Below are 17389 nucleotides of genomic sequence, written 5' to 3'. Positions count from 1 at the left end.
TAAATCGGCTAGTCCGAAAATGGTCGGGGCTCCATCGGTCAGTCGTCCAGGGCTTGCACGCGAACCTTCGCAGTGCCGCTGCGCAGCATGCCCAGGCGCTCGGCGGCTTCCCGGGACAGGTCGATCAGGCGGCCACGGGTGTGCGGCCCGCGATCATTGATGCGTACCACGCAGGATTTGTCGTTATTCAGATTGGTGACCTTCACCCGCGTACCAAAGGGTAGCTGGCGATGGGCGGCGGTCATGGAATTCATGTTGAAACGCTCGCCGTTGGCGGTGCGTTTTCCTTGGTGTTTGGCGCCGTAGTACGAAGCCACGCCGGTTTTGTCGTAGCCATGCGGATCGACGGTGTCGGTGCTGGCGCAACCCGCCAACAGAGAGAGCAGGGCACAGGCGCCGAATAGACGTTTCATTTCAAAGGCTCTCAAAATAGTTGTGGCGAGGGAGCTTGCTCCCGCTCGGCCGCGAAGCGGTCGCAAAATCAGACAATGCATTTTCTGAAAAAATGCGGTGACTGATTTGGGTCTGCTTCGCAGTCCAGCGGGAGCAAGCTCCCTCGCCACAGGGAATGGAGCCAGATTTTAAAGCTGGCTCCATCCTCATCAGCCTTCGAGCTTGCTTTTAAGCAGTTCGTTGACCTGTTGCGGGTTGGCCTTGCCTTTGGAGGCTTTCATCGCCTGACCGACGAAGAAGCCGAACATCTTGCCGCGCTTGGCTTCGTCTGCCGCGCGGTATTGCTCGACCTGCTCGGCGTTGGCCGCGAGCATTTCGTCCAGCACCGCCGAAATGGCGCCAGTATCGGTCACTTGCTTGAGACCGCGCTTGTCGATGATCTCGTCCGCGCTGCCTTCGCCATTGGCCATCGCTTCAAACACCACCTTGGCGATCTTGCCGGAGATGGTGTTGTCCTTGATGCGCAGCAGCATGCCGCCCAGAAGCTCGGCGGAAACCGGCGACTCTTCGATGTCCAGGCCTTGCTTGTTGAGCAGACTGCCCAACTCGACCATCACCCAGTTGGCCGCCAGTTTGGCGTCGCCGCCGATGCTCGCGACTTTCTCGAAGTAATCGGCTTGCTCGCGGCTGGTGGCCAGGACGCTGGCGTCATAGACCGACAGGCCGAACTGCTCCTGGAAACGCTCGCGTTTCTGCGGTGGCAATTCCGGCAAGGTGCCGCGCACGTCGTCGAGGAACGAATTCTCGATAACCACCGGCAGCAGGTCCGGATCGGGGAAGTAACGGTAGTCGTTGGCTTCCTCTTTGCTGCGCATCGGACGGGTTTCGTCCTTGTTCGGATCGTACAGGCGGGTCTGCTGGATGACCTTGCCGCCGTCTTCGATCAGCTCGATCTGACGCTGGATTTCGCTGTTGATCGCCTTCTCGATGAAACGGAACGAGTTGACGTTCTTGATCTCGCAGCGGGTGCCGAACTCGACCTGGCCTTTCGGCCGGATCGATACGTTGCAGTCGCAGCGCAGCGAACCTTCGGCCATGTTGCCGTCGCAGATGCCCAGGTAGCGCACCAGCGCGTGGATCGCCTTGACGTAGGCCACGGCTTCCTTGGCGCTGCGCATGTCCGGTTCGGAGACGATTTCCAGCAGCGGTGTGCCGGCACGGTTCAGGTCGATGCCGGTGGCGCCGCTGAATTCTTCGTGCAGACTCTTGCCGGCGTCTTCTTCCAGGTGCGCGCGGGTGATGCCGACACGTTTGACCGTGCCGTCCTCGAGGGCGATGTCCAGGTGGCCCTTGCCGACGATCGGCAGCTCCATCTGGCTGATCTGGTAGCCCTTGGGCAGGTCCGGGTAGAAGTAGTTTTTACGGGCGAACACGTTGTGCTGGCCGATCTCGGCGTCAATCGCCAGACCGAACATCACCGCCATGCGCACCGCTTCCTGGTTCAGCACCGGCAGCACGCCGGGCATGCCCAGGTCTACGAGGCTGGCCTGGGTGTTCGGCTCTGAACCGAACGTGGTGGAACTACCGGAAAAGATTTTCGACCGGGTGGTGAGCTGGGTGTGAATCTCCAGCCCGATCACGACTTCCCATTGCATGTGTGTCTCCTCAGAAGCCGGTTGGGGTGCGGGTGTGCCAGTCAGTGTTCAACTGGTACTGGTGCGCAACGTTGAGCAAGCGGCCTTCCTGGAAATACGGGGCGAGCAGTTGCACGCCGACCGGCAGACCGTCGACAAAACCTGCCGGCATGGACAAGCCCGGCAGACCCGCGAGGTTGGCGGTGATGGTGTAGACGTCTTCCAGGTACGCAGCGACCGGGTCGCTGTTCTTGGCGCCAAGCTTCCAGGCCGGGTTCGGCGTGGTTGGGCCGAGGATGATGTCGACCTCATTGAAGGCCGCCATGAAGTCGTTTTTGATCAAGCGACGAATCTTCTGCGCCTTCAGGTAATAGGCGTCGTAGTAACCGGCGGACAGCGCGTAGGCACCGACCATGATCCGGCGCTGTACTTCCGGGCCGAAGCCTTCGCCACGGGAGCGTTTGTACAGGTCGATCAGGTTGACCGGGTTTTCACAGCGGTAGCCGAAGCGCACGCCGTCGAAACGCGACAGGTTGGACGAGGCTTCCGCCGGGGCGATCACGTAGTACGCAGGGATCGCGTGCTGCATGTTCGGCAGGCTGATTTCCTTGATCACGGCGCCGAGCTTTTCCAGCTCCCTGACGCTGTTGTGGATCAGCTCTGCGATACGCGGGTCGAGACCGGCGCTGAAGTATTCCTTCGGCACGCCGATGCGCAGGCCTTGCAGCGAGCCGCTGAGGCTGGCGCTGTAGTCCGGTACGGGCTCATCGATGCTGGTGGAGTCGTTCGGATCGAAGCCTGCCATACCTTGCAACATAATCGCGCAGTCTTCGGCGGTGCGTGCCATCGGGCCGCCCTGGTCGAGGCTGGACGCGTAGGCAATCATGCCCCAGCGCGAAACACGACCGTAGGTCGGTTTCAGGCCGGTGAGGTTGGTCAGGGCCGCAGGCTGACGAATCGAACCGCCCGTGTCGGTGCCGGTGGCCGCAGGCAACAGACGAGCGGCAACCGCCGCAGCGGAGCCGCCGGACGAACCGCCCGGAACGTGTTCCAGGTTCCACGGGTTTTTCACCGCGCCGTAGTAGCTCGACTCGTTGGCCGACCCCATGGCGAATTCGTCCATGTTGGTCTTGCCCAGGGTCACGGCCCCGGCCGCAGCCAGTTTGGCGACCACGGTGGCGTCGTACGGTGCTTTAAAGTTGTCGAGCATCTTCGAGCCGCAGCTGGTGCGAATGCCCTGGGTGCAGAACAGGTCTTTGTGGGCGATCGGCGCGCCGAGCAGGGCGCCGCTCTCACCGTTGGCCCGGCGGGCATCGGCGGCTTTCGCCTGCGTCAGCGCCAGGTCCTCGGTGAGGCTGATGAAACTGTTGAGCTGCGGATCGAGCTGGGCGATGCGCGCCAGCAGGACCTTGGTCAGCTCTTCGGAGGAAAACTTTTTATCGGCGAGTCCGCGGGCGATCTCGGCCAGAGTCAATTGATGCATTGCAGGCTCTTTCCCTATTAGTCGATGACTTTCGGAACCAGGTACAGGCCGTTTTCGACCGCTGGTGCGATGGACTGGTAGGCCTCGCGGTGATTGGTCTCGGTCACGACGTCTGCGCGCAGGCGCTGGCTGGCTTCCAGTGGGTGGGCCAGCGGTTCGATACCGTCGGTATTGACCGCCTGCATTTCGTCGACCAGCCCGAGAATGCTGTTGAGGGCCGAAGTGATGTGTGGAAGATCGGCATCATTGAGGCCAAGGCAGGCCAGATGAGCGATTTTTTCCACGTCGGAGCGTTCAAGCGCCATGGGATTCTCCAGTGGAAAACAAAACGGACCGCGTCCGTGTGTTAGATTGTCGGAACACTACCGCACTTCTACGGTCATAAGGCCGCGATTGTGGGGCTTGGTGCACAGAAAAGCGGCCAATTTAACATATTGGCGCCTTGCCCAAAATCCCTGTCGTTGTTAGAGTTTGCCGCACTTTTTTACCCACGCGTTGCCTAGGGTCCCTTTCCCATGTTCAAGAAACTGCGTGGCATGTTTTCCAGCGATCTTTCCATTGACCTGGGCACTGCCAACACCCTTATTTACGTGCGCGAGCGCGGTATCGTCCTGAATGAGCCATCGGTTGTGGCCATTCGGACACACGGTAACCAGAAAAGTGTCGTTGCTGTCGGCACCGAAGCCAAGCGCATGCTGGGCCGTACGCCGGGCAACATTGCTGCCATTCGTCCGATGAAGGACGGCGTGATCGCCGACTTCAGCGTGTGCGAAAAAATGCTGCAGTACTTCATCAACAAGGTTCACGAAAACAGCTTCCTGCAGCCTAGCCCTCGCGTGTTGATCTGCGTTCCGTGCAAATCCACCCAGGTTGAGCGTCGTGCAATCCGTGAATCGGCCCTCGGTGCCGGTGCCCGTGAAGTGTTCCTGATCGAAGAGCCAATGGCTGCTGCGATCGGTGCCGGCCTGCCGGTAGAAGAAGCTCGCGGTTCGATGGTCGTGGATATCGGTGGCGGTACCACTGAAATCGCACTGATCTCCCTGAACGGTGTGGTTTACGCCGAATCCGTGCGCGTTGGCGGCGACCGCTTCGACGAAGCGATCATCACCTACGTGCGTCGCAACTACGGCAGCCTGATCGGTGAGTCCACCGCCGAACGTATCAAACAGGAAATCGGTACCGCCTACCCGGGCGGCGAAGTTCGCGAAGTCGACGTCCGCGGCCGTAACCTGGCCGAAGGCGTTCCACGGGCATTTACCCTGAACTCCAACGAAGTGCTGGAAGCTCTGCAAGAGTCCCTGGCGACCATCGTTCAGGCGGTGAAAAGCGCCCTGGAGCAATCGCCGCCGGAACTGGCTTCCGACATCGCCGAGCGTGGCCTGGTACTGACCGGTGGTGGCGCCTTGCTGCGTGACCTGGACAAATTGCTGGCCCAGGAGACTGGTCTGCCGGTGATCGTTGCCGAAGACCCGCTGACCTGCGTTGCTCGCGGCGGTGGCCGTGCATTGGAAATGATGGATAAACACACCATGGACCTGCTTTCCAGCGAATAAGTCGCCGGATTGCCTCTATGCTGTTGAGCGCGCAGGCGGCACTTTGCAGTGCTGCCTGTTCGCGTTTATCTTCTGTCAGTCTGCATCCAGGCCGGATTGCTGCCGTATGAATAAACAGAACATTTGCCTGGGAGGAGCGGCTTATTAAACCGCTTTTCACCAAGGGCCCTTCACTGGGCGTGCGCCTGTTGGTGCTGGTCGTGCTATCGGTCGCGCTGATGGTGGTCGATGCCCGTTTCAGTCTGCTCAAGCCTGCACGCAGCCAGATGTCGCTGGTGCTGATGGACGCCTACTGGATCACCGACCTGCCCGGACGACTGTGGGAAGGCGTTGCCAGTCAGTTTGGCAGCCGGACCGAACTCGTCGCCGAAAATGAAAAACTCAAGACTGAAAACCTGCTGTTGCAGGGGCGCATGCAGAAGCTGGCCGCCCTGACCGAGCAGAACGTTCGGCTGCGCGAGTTGCTCAACTCTTCGGCACTGGTCAATGAGAAGGTCGAAGTGGCCGAGTTGATCGGCATGGACCCCAACCCCTTTACCCATCGCATCATCATCAATAAAGGTGAGCGCGACGGCGTGGTCCTCGGTCAGCCGGTACTCGATGCCCGTGGCCTGATGGGGCAGGTGGTCGAGTTGATGCCCTACACCTCCCGCGTCTTGCTGCTGACCGATACCACCCACAGCATTCCGGTGCAGGTGAACCGTAACGGTTTGCGAGCGATCGCCAGCGGCACCGGCAACCCGGAGCGTCTCGAGTTGCGGCATGTGGCCGATACCGCCGACATCAAGGAAGGCGACTTGCTGGTCAGCTCCGGCCTCGGTCAGCGTTTCCCGGCGGGTTATCCGGTGGCGACGGTCAAGGAAGTGATTCACGATTCCGGCCAGCCGTTTGCCATTGTCCGCGCCGTTCCAACCGCCGCCTTGAACCGTAGCCGTTACCTGCTGCTGGTGTTCAGCGACAACCGGACCGCCGAAGAGCGCGTCAACGCTGCCGCCCAGGCTCAGGAAAGCCTGGATGCACAGGGCGGTGGGCCGACCATTCCGGCGACGGTTCCGAAACTGGCCAGCCCTGCGGCCCCCGCTGCACCGGCTGCCGCACCGGCGATTCCTGCCACGGCGGCGCCTGCGGCCACCGCGCCAGCCAAGCCAGCGACCACGCCAGCCAAGCCTGCGGCAGCTAAACCGCCGGCGGCGCAACCCGCTGCCGCGAAGCCTGCGGCCAAACCGCCAGTGTCCGCGCCGGCCACTCCAGTGGGGAGAGAATAATGGGCGGTGTAAAAGCATCCCGAAACGGCTGGATAGTCTGGCTGACGTTTGCCGTCGGCCTGCTGCTGAGTGTTTCACCTCTGCCGCAATTCATGGAAATCCTGCGTCCGTTGTGGCTGGCCTTGTTGCTGGCATTCTGGGCGTTGAACCTGCCGCAGACCGTCGGGATGGTGACGGCGTTTTGCCTGGGGCTGGCTGAAGACGTGCTCTACGGTACCTTGCTGGGGCAGAATGCCTTGATCCTGACGCTCATCACCTATTTGGTGCTGGCGCTGCAGCAACGCCTGCGGATGTTCCCGATGTGGCAGCAGAGCCTGGTGATCCTGGTGATCTTCGGCCTCGCCCAGCTTGTACAACTGTGGCTCAGTGCCTTGACCGGCAATCGTCAGCCGACGCTGGCGCTGGTGCTGCCGGCACTGGTCAGTGCGCTGCTCTGGCCCTGGATCAGTTTCGGTTTGCGCGGACTGCGTCGACGCTACAAAATCAATTAATTCGCTCAGGCATTGGACAGGGAGAGGTCTTGATGAAACGGTTGTACCTCGCCTCTGGTTCGCCGCGTCGACGTGAACTGCTCACGCAGATCGGCGTTCCGTTCTGCGCCGTCAGTGCGGATATCGATGAAACTCCTTTAGCTCAAGAATCCCCGTCGGCCTATGTCGAGCGTCTGGCGCGCGGCAAGGCCGAGGCCGGGCGCGGCAGCGTCGTGTCTGACGAACCGTTCTGTGTGCTCGGTGCCGATACCGCCGTGGTGCTCGATGGAAAAATTCTCGGCAAACCGGTTGATCAGGCGGATGCGTGCGCCATGCTGATGATGCTGTCAGGGTGTGAGCATGAAGTGCTGACCGCGATTGCCGTGCTCGATGGCGAACGTTGCGAATCCCGGGTTGTCACCAGCCGCGTGCGTTTTCGGGATATCAGTCGTGAAGAAGCCGTGGCCTACTGGGCCAGCGGCGAACCACAGGACAAGGCGGGCGGTTATGGCATTCAAGGACTGGGTGCGGTGTTTGTCGCCGGGCTCGATGGAAGTTATTCAGCGGTGGTCGGACTGCCGCTTTGCGAAACCGCGGAACTGCTCGGCCATTTCGACATACCCTGTTGGCAACCCCGGAACGCACACCAAGCAACGTTTTGAACAGATGCGGCCATTATCGTGAACATGCCTGAACGAGACCCTGCCATGAGTGAAGAGATTCTGATCAACATCACGCCGATGGAATCGCGCGTGGCGGTGGTCGAAAACGGTGTCCTGCAAGAGGTCCACGTCGAGCGTACGCAAAAGCGCGGGATCGTCGGCAACATCTATAAAGGCAAAGTCGTGCGGGTATTGCCGGGAATGCAGGCGGCATTCGTCGATATCGGCCTGGACCGTGCCGCGTTCATTCATGCGTCGGAAATTTCCCTGCGCGAAGGCCCGGCGGTCGAAAGCATCAGTGCTCTGGTGCACGAAGGCCAGAGCCTGGTGGTGCAAGTGACCAAGGATCCGATCGGTTCCAAGGGCGCACGCCTGACCACCCAGCTCTCGATTCCTTCGCGTTACCTGGTGTACATGCCGCGCACCGCTCACGTCGGCATTTCCCTGAAGATCGAAGACGAAGCCGAGCGCGACCGCCTCAAGCAGGTGGTCACCGACTGCGTGGCCAAGGAAGGGATCAAGGAGGCCGGCGGTTTCATCCTGCGCACGGCAGCCGAAGGTGCCGGCGCCGATGAAATCCTCATGGACATCCGTTATCTGCGCCGTCTCTGGGATCAGATCAACGCCCAGATCAAAACGATCAGTGCGCCTAGCGTGATCTACGAAGACCTCGGTCTGGCGCTGCGCACTCTGCGTGACCTGGTGAGCCCGAAAATCGAGAAGATCCGCATCGACTCCCGGGAAACCTTCCAGAAAACCACGCAATTCGTCGCCGAACTGATGCCCGAGATTGCTGACCGCCTGGAGCATTACCCGGGTGAGCGTCCGATTTTCGACCTGTATGGCGTCGAAGACGAAATCCAGAAGGCGCTCGAGCGCAAGGTCCCGCTCAAGTCCGGCGGTTATCTGGTGGTCGATCCGGCGGAAGCCATGAGTACCATCGACGTCAACACAGGGGCATTTGTCGGCCATCGCAATCTCGAAGAGACCATCTTCAAGACCAACCTCGAAGCCGCGACGGCCATCGCCCGTCAATTGCGTCTGCGTAACCTGGGCGGAATCATCATCATCGACTTCATCGACATGGAAGATGAAGAGCACCAGCGCCAGGTGTTGCGCACGCTCGAAAAGCAACTGGAGCGCGATCACGCCAAGACCAACATCATCGGTATCACCGAACTGGGCCTGGTGCAGATGACCCGCAAGCGCACCCGCGAAAGCCTTGAGCAAGTGCTGTGCGAACCGTGCAATGCCTGTCAGGGGCGGGGCAAGCTCAAGACCCCGGAAACCGTTTGCTACGAAATCTTCCGCGAAATCCTGCGTGAGGCTCGCGCCTATCAGGCGGAAGGCTATCGTGTATTGGCAAACCAGAAAGTGGTGGACCGCCTGCTCGACGAAGAGTCGGGTAACGTCGCCGAGCTCGAAGGATTTATCGGGCGCACCATCCGCTTTCAGGTCGAAACCATGTATTCCCAGGAACAATACGACGTGGTGCTGCTCTGAAGCGTTTCGTCTTGATTGTTCGAGAAGGGCTGGCCTCAGCTTTTTGCAAAACTTTTGCCATGGGAGCCACCTGACATGGATCGTCTGACACGCATTTTGGCTGTTCTGACCCGCTGGGGGCTGGGCCTGTGCGCGTTGGTTTTGGTGTTGATGGCGCTCTACGTCAGCCTTGGCCGGGAGCTGACGCCGTTAGTCGCCGAGTACCGTGCCGACATCGAGACCAAAGCCAGCGATGCCTTGGGCATGCCGTTGCAAATCGGCGAACTCGAAGGCAACTGGAGTGGATTCGCCCCCATATTAATGGCCCGCGACGTGACAGTCGGCGAGGGCGCCAATGCCTTGCGCCTGGATCAGGTGCGCGCGGTACCGGACCTTTGGGCCAGCCTGTTGGCCCGTCAGGTACGCATCGCTCATCTGGAATTCAGCGGTCTGAAGATCAACCTCAAGCAAGCCGAAGACGGTCAATGGGCGCTGGAAGGTCTGCCGGTGAAGCAGGACCAGCCCGCCGATCCGGAGCAACTGCTCAATCGCATGCAGATGATCCAGCAACTGTCGGTGCTCGACAGCCAGGTAACCTTGCAGCCGTTTGGCGAATCGCCGCTGACCCTGACTTACGTCGGCCTGAATCTGAAGGTCGGGGCGTCACGGCAGCGGCTCGACGCACGGCTGACCCTGCCTGACGGGCAACCGGTGGCCATGAGCCTGCGTACCCGTATTCGAGCCAGTCAATGGAAGGACGGTGAAGCCGAGGTCTACCTGAGCCTGCCGCAAAGCGACTGGTCGAAGTGGTTGCCTGAACGTCTGACCCAACAGTGGAATTTTTCCGAGATCAAGGCCGGCGGCGAGCTGTGGGTGACCTGGGGCAAAGGCACCTTGCAAAGCGCTGCGGTGCGCTTGAACGCGCCACAACTCAAGGGCGCCTATGCCGAGCGCAAGCCGATCCAGATCAATAACCTGGCGCTCAATGGTTACTTCCAGCGCAGTGCCAAAGGCGCGTCGGTGACTCTGGACTCCCTGGCGATGAACTTCGGCGAGACCCGCTGGGAAACGCATCTGCAGCTCACGCAAAACGCCGCCACTAATAAAACCGAAGAACTCTGGCACCTGCAAGCCGACCGGGTTGATCTCACTCCGCTGACCCCGCTGCTTAACGCCCTGGCGCCGTTCCCGAAAGATTTCGCCACGCTCGTCGAGCGGTTAAAAGTCACGGGTGGCCTGCGTAACGTGCTGGTCGACTTCCGCCCCAATGCCACCGACGACAGCAAGTTCGGGTTTGCCGCCAACCTCGACCAGGTAGGCTTCGACGCCTATCACGGTGCGCCGGCGGCACGAAATGTCAGCGGCAGCATCAGCGGTGACCTGGGGCAAGGTGAACTGCGCATGGATAGCAAGGATTTCATGCTGCACCTGGACCCGATATTCGCCAAGCCATGGCAGTACATTCAGGCCAATGCGCGGTTGACCTGGAAGCTCGATAAAGAAAGTTTCACCCTGATCGCGCCGTATCTGAAAGTGCTGGGCGAGGAAGGCAAGATCGCCGGCGACTTCCTGATTCGCCTGCATTTCGATCACACCCGGGAAGACTACATGGACCTGCGGGTCGGCATGGTGGACGGCGACGGTCGCTACACCGCCAAGTACTTGCCGACCGTCCTCAGCCCGGCGCTGGACGAATGGCTGCGCACTGCGATTCTCAAGGGCGCGGTGGATCAGGGCTTCTTCCAGTATCAAGGCTCGCTCAGCCACGGTGCCGCGGACGTTGATCGCAGCATCAGCCTGTTCTTCAAGGTTCACGATGCCGAACTGGCCTTCCAGCCGGGCTGGCCCCATGTCAGCAAGGTCAGCGGCGATGTGTTTGTCGAAGACAGCGGCGTGCGGATTCTGGCCAGCACGGGCCAGTTGCTCGATACGCAGGTCAACGATATCTACGTCAACATTCCCCATGTGCCGACCGGGCAGAACGTTCATTTGTTCCTCGATGGCGGATTTGCCGGCGGTTTGGGCGATGGCCTGAAAATCCTCCAGGAAGCGCCGATCGGCACCGGGCCGACCTTTGCCGGCTGGGAAGGCGAGGGTGACCTGCAAGGCAAGTTGAAGCTGGATATTCCCTTGGCAAAAGGCGAGGAACCGAAGATCCTCGTCGACTTCAAGACCGCCAGGGCACGCTTGAAACTGGCCGAACCTGCGCTGGAACTGAGCCAGCTCAAAGGTGATTTCCGTTTCGACAGCGACGAAGGCCTGAGCGGGCACAACATCAATGCCCGGGCGTTCGACAAGCCCGTCACCGCACGGATTTATGCCGATGGCAGCCCGGGCAGGCTCAAAACCCGGGTGTCCGCGACAGGGCAGGTCGAGGTCAGGAGACTGACCGACTGGCTGAAGGTGACCCAGCCTCTGCCGGTGAGCGGCGTGATCCCGTATCAACTGCAACTGACCCTGGACGGCGCCGACAGCCAGTTGATGGTCAATTCCAGCCTCAAGGGCGTGGCCGTCGATTTGCCTGCACCGTTCGGCATGACTTCCGAGGCTGGGCGCGACACGACGTTCCGCATGACGTTGCAGGGCGACGAGCGACGCTATTGGGTCAACTACGGGGATCTGGCGAGTTTCACGTTCGCGGCCCCAGCCAGCAATTTCGCCGATGGTCGCGGGGAATTGTCCCTCGGTGGCGGCGAAGCCGTGTTGCCTGGCACCAAAGGCCTGCGGATACGGGGCGTGCTGTCGGAGTTGGACGTTGGCCCGTGGAAGGATCTGGTGGACAGGTACGCCGGACAAGACCCCGGAGGCAGCGCCAGGCAATTGCTCAGTGGCGCGGATTTCAAGGTCGACAAGCTCAGCGGTATCGGCACTACCCTCGATCAGGCCTCGATCCAGCTGGTGCGCAAGCCTTCTGCCTGGGCGCTGCAACTGGACAGCCAGCAGATCAAGGGCAGTGCCAACCTTCCCGATTCGAAGGCCACGCCAATCGCGATCAATCTTCAAACCGTGCGCCTGCCCGCGCCGGACCCGACCGTGCTGGCCGATGAAAACTCACCGGATCCGCTGGCGTCGGTGGACCCGACGAAAATCCCCGCGATGGACATCACCATCAATCAGCTATTCCAGGGCCAGGATCTGGTGGGGGGCTGGTCGCTGAAGATTCGTCCAACGCCCAAGGGCATCGTGTTCAACTCCCTGGACCTGGGCCTCAAGGGCATTCTGTTGGTGGGCAGCGGCGGCTGGGAAGGCGTGCCGGGTGCCAGCAACAGTTGGTACAAGGGCCGCATCAGCGGCAAGAACCTTGCAGACGTGCTCAAGGGCTGGGGGTTTGCGCCGAGCGTCACCAGCCAGGACTTCTATATGGACGTTGATGGCCGCTGGCCCGGCTCACCGGCCTGGGTGGCGACCAAGCGTTTTTCCGGCACGCTCGATGCGACGCTCAATGAGGGGCAGTTCGTCGAGGTTGAAGGCAGTGCCCAGGCGCTGCGGGTATTTGGCTTGCTCAACTTCAACTCCATCGGCCGGCGCCTGCGCCTGGACTTCTCCGACCTGTTCGGCAAAGGCCTGAGTTATGACCGGGTCAAGGGGCTGCTGGTCGGGACCGATGGTGTGTATGTCACCCGTAAGCCGATCCAGCTGACGGGCCCGTCGAGCACCATTGAACTCGACGGCACACTGAACATGGTGGCCGATCAGATCGATGCGAAACTGATGGTGACCTTGCCGGTGACCAATAACCTGCCGATTGCCGCATTGATCGTCGGCGCACCCGCGGTCGGCGGGGCGCTGTTCCTGATCGACAAGCTGATCGGTGACCGGGTCTCCCGTTTCGCCAGTGTGAAGTACACCGTCAAAGGGCCGTGGAAAGAACCGAAGATTACCTTCGACAAGGCTTTTTGAGATCCTTTTGAAAAGGCGCTCGGCAAGCCTATGGAGTAGCATGGCCGCATACGATTCCAGGAGTGCGCCATGTCCGTAGCGGTGATTCAAATGGTCAGCCAGAGCGATGTGCTGGCCAATCTGGCCCAGGCCCGTCGGCTGCTCGAGCAAGCGGCCGACGGTGGCGCGAAACTGGCGGTATTGCCGGAAAACTTCGCCGCCATGGGCCGGCGTGACATAGCCGACATCGGGCGCGCCGAAGCACTGGGTGAAGGCCCGATCCTGCCCTGGTTGAAACAGACCGCACGTGACCTCAAGTTATGGATTGTAGCCGGCACGTTGCCGTTGCCGCCGGTCGATCAGCCGACGGCCAAGGTGCATGCCTGTTCGTTGCTGGTCGATGACCAGGGTGAAACGGTGGCGCGCTACGACAAGCTGCACCTGTTCGACGTCGACGTGGCCGACAATCGCGGCCGTTATCGGGAATCCGATGACTATGCTTATGGCAGTGGGGTCGTCGTGGCGGACACACCGGTTGGACGGGTTGGCCTGACGGTCTGTTACGACTTGCGCTTCCCTGAGTTGTACAGCGAATTGCGCGCGGCCGGCGCGGAACTGATTACCGCCCCTTCGGCCTTCACGGCGGTGACCGGCGCGGCGCATTGGGATGTGCTGATTCGCGCACGGGCCATCGAGACACAATGTTATGTGCTCGCGGCCGCCCAGGGTGGGACGCATCCGGGGCCGCGGGAAACCTTTGGCCATGCCGCCATCATCGACCCGTGGGGGCGTGTGCTGGCACAACAGGATCAAGGCGAGGCCGTGCTGCTGGCCGAACGCGACAGCAGCGAACAGGCGTCCATCCGGGCGCGGATGCCGGTGTCCAGTCACCGGCGCTTTTTCTCGCAGGGCGCCCAGCGACCTGCATCAGAACGACGAATTTAAGGCGTAAAGCATATGAGCGAGTTGTTGTCCTCAGTCAGTGAACACCTGCTGGCGCCCGGTGGCGTCACGATCGAGAGCCTGCAAGGCGTGCTCGGCGACCTGGCCGGGCCGGGCATCGATGCGGCCGACCTGTATTTCCAGGGGCAGATCTCCGAGTCCTGGGCGCTGGAAGACGGTATCGTCAAGGAAGGCAGCTTCAACCTCGACCAAGGTGTGGGCGTGCGCGCGCAATCGGGTGAAAAAACCGGTTTTGCCTACAGCAATGCCATCACCCTGGAAGCCCTTGGCGCGGCGGCGCGGGCCGCCCGTTCGATTTCCCGGGCCGGGCAGCACGGCACCGTACAGGCATTCACCAGCCAGGATGTCGCGCAGTTGTATGCGCCGGACAATCCCCTGGAAGTGCTGACCCGTGCCGAGAAAGTCGATTTGCTCAAGCGAATCGATGCCGCGACCCGCGCCCTCGACCCTCGCATCCAGCAAGTCACCGTGAGCATGGCCGGTGTGTGGGAACGGATTCTGGTGGCTTCCACTGACGGCGGTCTGGCGGCGGATGTGCGCCCGCTGGTGCGTTTCAATGTCAGCGTGATCGTCGAGCAGAACGGCCGTCGCGAGCGCGGCGGTCATGGCGGTGGCGGTCGCACCGATTACCGTTATTTCCTCGGCGAAGACCGCGCCATGGGCTATGCCCGTGAAGCGTTGCGCCAGGCGCTGGTCAACCTGGAAGCCATTCCGGCCCCGGCCGGTACCTTGCCGGTGGTGCTCGGTTCCGGCTGGTCGGGCGTACTGCTGCACGAAGCCGTCGGTCATGGCCTGGAAGGCGATTTCAACCGCAAGGGCAGTTCGGCTTATAGCGGGCGCATGGGCGAGATGGTTGCGTCGAAGCTGTGCACCATTGTCGATGATGGCACCCTGGCCGGTCGCCGTGGCTCGTTGAGCGTCGACGACGAAGGCACGCCGACCGAGTGCACCACGCTGATCGAAAACGGCGTCCTCAAGGGCTACATGCAGGACAAGCTCAACGCCCGCCTGATGGGCGTGGCACGCACCGGTAACGGTCGTCGCGAATCCTACGCGCACTTGCCGATGCCGCGCATGACCAACACCTACATGCTCGCTGGCGAAAGCGACCCGGCGGAAATCATCGCCTCGGTGAAGCGTGGCATCTACTGCGCCAACCTGGGTGGCGGTCAGGTGGACATCACCAGCGGCAAGTTCGTGTTCTCCACCAGTGAGGCGTACCTGATCGAGGACGGCAAGATCACCGCTCCGGTCAAGGGCGCGACCCTGATCGGCAACGGGCCGGAAGCCATGAGCAAGGTATCGATGGTTGGTAATGATCTGTCGCTGGACAGCGGCGTGGGCACGTGTGGCAAGGATGGGCAGTCGGTGCCGGTGGGTGTCGGCCAGCCAACGCTGAAGATTGATGCGATCACCGTGGGTGGCACGGGCGCATAACGACGGGGATATCCCCTGTAGGAGCTGCCGTAGGCTGCGATCTTTACCCAGACAATTGAGTTCTGAGCGAAAGATCAAAAGATCGCAGCCTTCGGCAGCTCCTACAGGACGGGAAGGGCGTTACTCAGCGCAGACCGCGTTGAGTCTCGTCCAGCTCACGGATGTACTTGAAGATTTTACGGCTGGAAGCAGGAGGCTTGTTTTGCGCAACCTCATGCTGGGCCTGACGGATCAGGGAACGCAATTGCTGGCGGTCCGCGTCCGGGTAATCGACGACGAACTTTTCCAGAACGGCATCGTCGCCGGCAATCAGACGATCACGCCAGCGCTCCAGGTTATGGAAGCGTTCGTTGTATTGACGGGTGGAGGCATCGAGTTGATCGAGCAGAACCAGAATGGCGGCAGTGTCCTGATCGCGCATCAGTTTACCGATGAACTGAAGGTGCCGTTTACGCGCGATATTCGCGGTGTGCTTGGGCGCATCGGCCAGAGCCCGACGCATTCCGTCGGTCAAGGGCAGTTTTGCCAGCAAGTCAGGCTTGAGTGTTGTAAGGCGCTCGCCAAGGTCAACCAGAGCATGCAGCTCGCGTTTTACCTGGGATTTGCTTTTTTCTCCCGTATCGAGGGAGTCGTCGTAAGAATCAACCATGGTGGCCGTCCGCAAAGAAACGCCGCCATGATAACCAGTCGGGGGCCGCTTGTCCGGCCCGGTCGCTCGATGACCGTTACCGAAAGCAGAATTTGAGTGGAGAACAGCATGAGTGCAGTTGAAAGCGTCGGCCCACAAGCGTTGCCGGCACTGCAGGAACAAGTCGAGCAGATCATCGCTGAAGCCAAACGCCAGGGCGCCAGTGCCTGTGAAGTGGCGGTGTCACTGGAGCAGGGTTTGTCGACCACGGTGCGTCAGCGTGAAGTCGAAACCGTTGAATTCAACCGCGACCAGGGTTTTGGCATCACCTTGTACGTCGGTCAGCGCAAAGGCTCGGCCAGCACTTCGGCCAGCGGCCCTGATGCGATTCGCGAAACCGTCGCCGCTGCACTGGCCATCGCCAAGCACACCTCGGAAGACGAAGCCTCGGGTCTTGCGGATGCCGCGCTGATGGCGCGGGATATTCAGGATTTCGACCTGTTCCACCAATGGGACATCACGCCGGAACAAGCCATCGAACAGGCCCTGGCCTGCGAAGCCGCGGCGTTTGCCGCCGACAGCCGGATCAAGAACGCCGACGGCACCACCCTCAGTACCCATCAGGGCTGCCGCGTTTATGGCAATAGCCACGGGTTTATCGGCGGTTACGCATCGACTCGCCACAGCCTGAGCTGCGTGATGATCGCCGAGGCCGATGGCCAGATGCAGCGTGATTACTGGTACGACGTGAACCGCCAAGGCAATCTGCTCGCCGACCCGGTGAGCATCGGTCAGCGCGCAGCGCAAAGGGCGGCGAGCCGTCTGGGCGCGCGTCCGGTGCCGACTTGCGAGGTGCCGGTGCTGTTTTCCGCAGAGTTGGCCGGAGGGCTATTCGGCAGTTTCCTGTCGGCGATTTCCGGCGGCAGCCTGTATCGCAAGTCTTCGTTCCTTGAGGGCACTCTCGGGCAGAAGCTGTTTCCGGAGTGGCTGACCATCGACGAGCGTCCGCATCTGATGCGTGCCATGGGCAGCGCAGCGTTCGACGGTGATGGTTTGGCAACCTACGCCAAACCGTTCGTCGAAAAAGGCGAGTTGGTGTCGTATATCCTCGGCACCTATTCCGGCCGCAAGCTCGGCATGCCGAGCACGGCTAACGCCGGCGGCGTGCACAACCTGTTCGTCACCCATGGCGACGAAGACCAGGCCGCCTTGCTGCGGCGCATGGGACGTGGCTTGCTGGTGACTGAATTGATGGGGCAGGGCCTCAACATGGTGACCGGCGATTACTCCCGTGGTGCAGCGGGTTACTGGGTCGAGAACGGTGAAATCCAGTTCGCGGTGCAGGAAGTGACCATCGCCGGCAACATGCGCGACATGTTCAAGCAAATCGTGGCCGTGGGTAACGATCTTGAATTGCGCAGCAACATTCGCACAGGTTCGGTGCTGATCGAGCGGATGACGGTGGCGGGTAGCTAAGCCTCGGCCGCTGTACAAAAAAAGGCGCGTCACCCATTGGGTGGCGCGCCTTTTTTATTACTAC

The 17389-nt window shown here is 61.1% G+C and carries 14 protein-coding genes; 9 read left to right on the top strand and 5 right to left on the bottom strand.

Annotated elements, in window-relative coordinates; translation table 11 throughout:
• Positions 1-38 precede the first annotated feature (38 nt).
• The 4 genes from ACM6IT_RS17065 to gatC all read right to left on the bottom strand — a co-directional run bounded on the left by ACM6IT_RS17065 (position 39) and on the right by gatC (position 3815).
• Entirely contained in the window at positions 39-413 is a 375-nt protein-coding gene (locus ACM6IT_RS17065) for a septal ring lytic transglycosylase RlpA family protein (RefSeq protein WP_223542495.1), read from the bottom strand.
• A gap of 189 nt (positions 414-602) precedes the next feature.
• Entirely contained in the window at positions 603-2048 is a 1446-nt protein-coding gene (gene gatB, locus ACM6IT_RS17060) for an Asp-tRNA(Asn)/Glu-tRNA(Gln) amidotransferase subunit GatB (protein ID WP_056728336.1), read from the bottom strand.
• Positions 2049-2058: 10 nt separating this feature from the next.
• A complete protein-coding gene (gatA, locus tag ACM6IT_RS17055; RefSeq protein WP_414918393.1) occupies positions 2059-3510 on the bottom strand; it encodes an Asp-tRNA(Asn)/Glu-tRNA(Gln) amidotransferase subunit GatA in 1452 nt (483 codons plus the stop codon).
• A gap of 17 nt (positions 3511-3527) precedes the next feature.
• Complete coding sequence (gatC, locus tag ACM6IT_RS17050) at positions 3528-3815, bottom strand: Asp-tRNA(Asn)/Glu-tRNA(Gln) amidotransferase subunit GatC (RefSeq protein ID WP_007901429.1); 288 nt, start codon at positions 3813-3815, stop codon at positions 3528-3530.
• Positions 3816-4025: 210 nt separating this feature from the next.
• On the opposite strand from gatC, the gene mreB reads away from it, so the two are divergent.
• From mreB to tldD, 8 genes are all read left to right on the top strand, one after another.
• Positions 4026-5063, top strand: coding sequence for a rod shape-determining protein MreB (gene mreB / locus ACM6IT_RS17045; protein WP_002555108.1), 1038 nt, complete (start codon positions 4026-4028; stop codon positions 5061-5063).
• Positions 5064-5206: 143 nt separating this feature from the next.
• Entirely contained in the window at positions 5207-6328 is a 1122-nt protein-coding gene (gene mreC, locus ACM6IT_RS17040; RefSeq protein WP_409078339.1) for a rod shape-determining protein MreC, read from the top strand.
• Complete coding sequence (gene mreD, locus ACM6IT_RS17035) at positions 6328-6819, top strand: rod shape-determining protein MreD (RefSeq protein ID WP_007970244.1); 492 nt, start codon at positions 6328-6330, stop codon at positions 6817-6819. The genes mreC and mreD overlap by 1 nt, the downstream gene beginning before the upstream one ends.
• 32 nt (positions 6820-6851) lie before the next feature.
• Positions 6852-7460 (top strand): Maf family protein, encoded by a 609-nt coding sequence (locus ACM6IT_RS17030; protein ID WP_414918392.1) that lies wholly within the window; start codon positions 6852-6854, stop codon positions 7458-7460.
• A gap of 45 nt (positions 7461-7505) precedes the next feature.
• Positions 7506-8963, top strand: coding sequence for a ribonuclease G (gene rng / locus ACM6IT_RS17025; protein WP_056728345.1), 1458 nt, complete (start codon positions 7506-7508; stop codon positions 8961-8963).
• Between the two features lie 75 nt (positions 8964-9038).
• Complete coding sequence (locus tag ACM6IT_RS17020) at positions 9039-12842, top strand: YhdP family protein (RefSeq protein ID WP_414918391.1); 3804 nt, start codon at positions 9039-9041, stop codon at positions 12840-12842.
• A 69-nt stretch (positions 12843-12911) separates the two neighbouring features.
• Positions 12912-13766 carry a carbon-nitrogen hydrolase family protein gene (locus ACM6IT_RS17015; RefSeq protein ID WP_056728349.1) on the top strand — a complete coding sequence of 285 codons (855 nt, stop codon included), beginning with the start codon at positions 12912-12914 and terminating at the stop codon, positions 13764-13766.
• Positions 13767-13778: 12 nt separating this feature from the next.
• Positions 13779-15221: a metalloprotease TldD gene (tldD, locus tag ACM6IT_RS17010; RefSeq protein WP_056728350.1), complete on the top strand. Its 1443-nt coding sequence runs from the start codon at positions 13779-13781 to the stop codon at positions 15219-15221.
• A gap of 124 nt (positions 15222-15345) precedes the next feature.
• Here the strand turns inward: tldD and yjgA are convergent, their stop codons facing one another.
• On the bottom strand, positions 15346-15870 hold the full coding sequence (gene yjgA, locus ACM6IT_RS17005) for a ribosome biogenesis factor YjgA (RefSeq protein ID WP_056728351.1): 525 nt from the start codon (positions 15868-15870) through the stop codon (positions 15346-15348).
• Between the two features lie 108 nt (positions 15871-15978).
• Between yjgA and pmbA the strand changes: the two genes are divergently transcribed.
• Positions 15979-17325 (top strand): metalloprotease PmbA, encoded by a 1347-nt coding sequence (gene pmbA / locus ACM6IT_RS17000; RefSeq protein WP_056728352.1) that lies wholly within the window; start codon positions 15979-15981, stop codon positions 17323-17325.
• Positions 17326-17389 lie beyond the last annotated feature (64 nt).

The organism is Pseudomonas sp. IT-P4, from assembly GCF_949767755.1.
Taxonomy (GTDB): domain Bacteria; phylum Pseudomonadota; class Gammaproteobacteria; order Pseudomonadales; family Pseudomonadaceae; genus Aquipseudomonas; species Aquipseudomonas monachiensis.
This window is presented reverse-complemented; position numbering and strand designations above follow the sequence as displayed.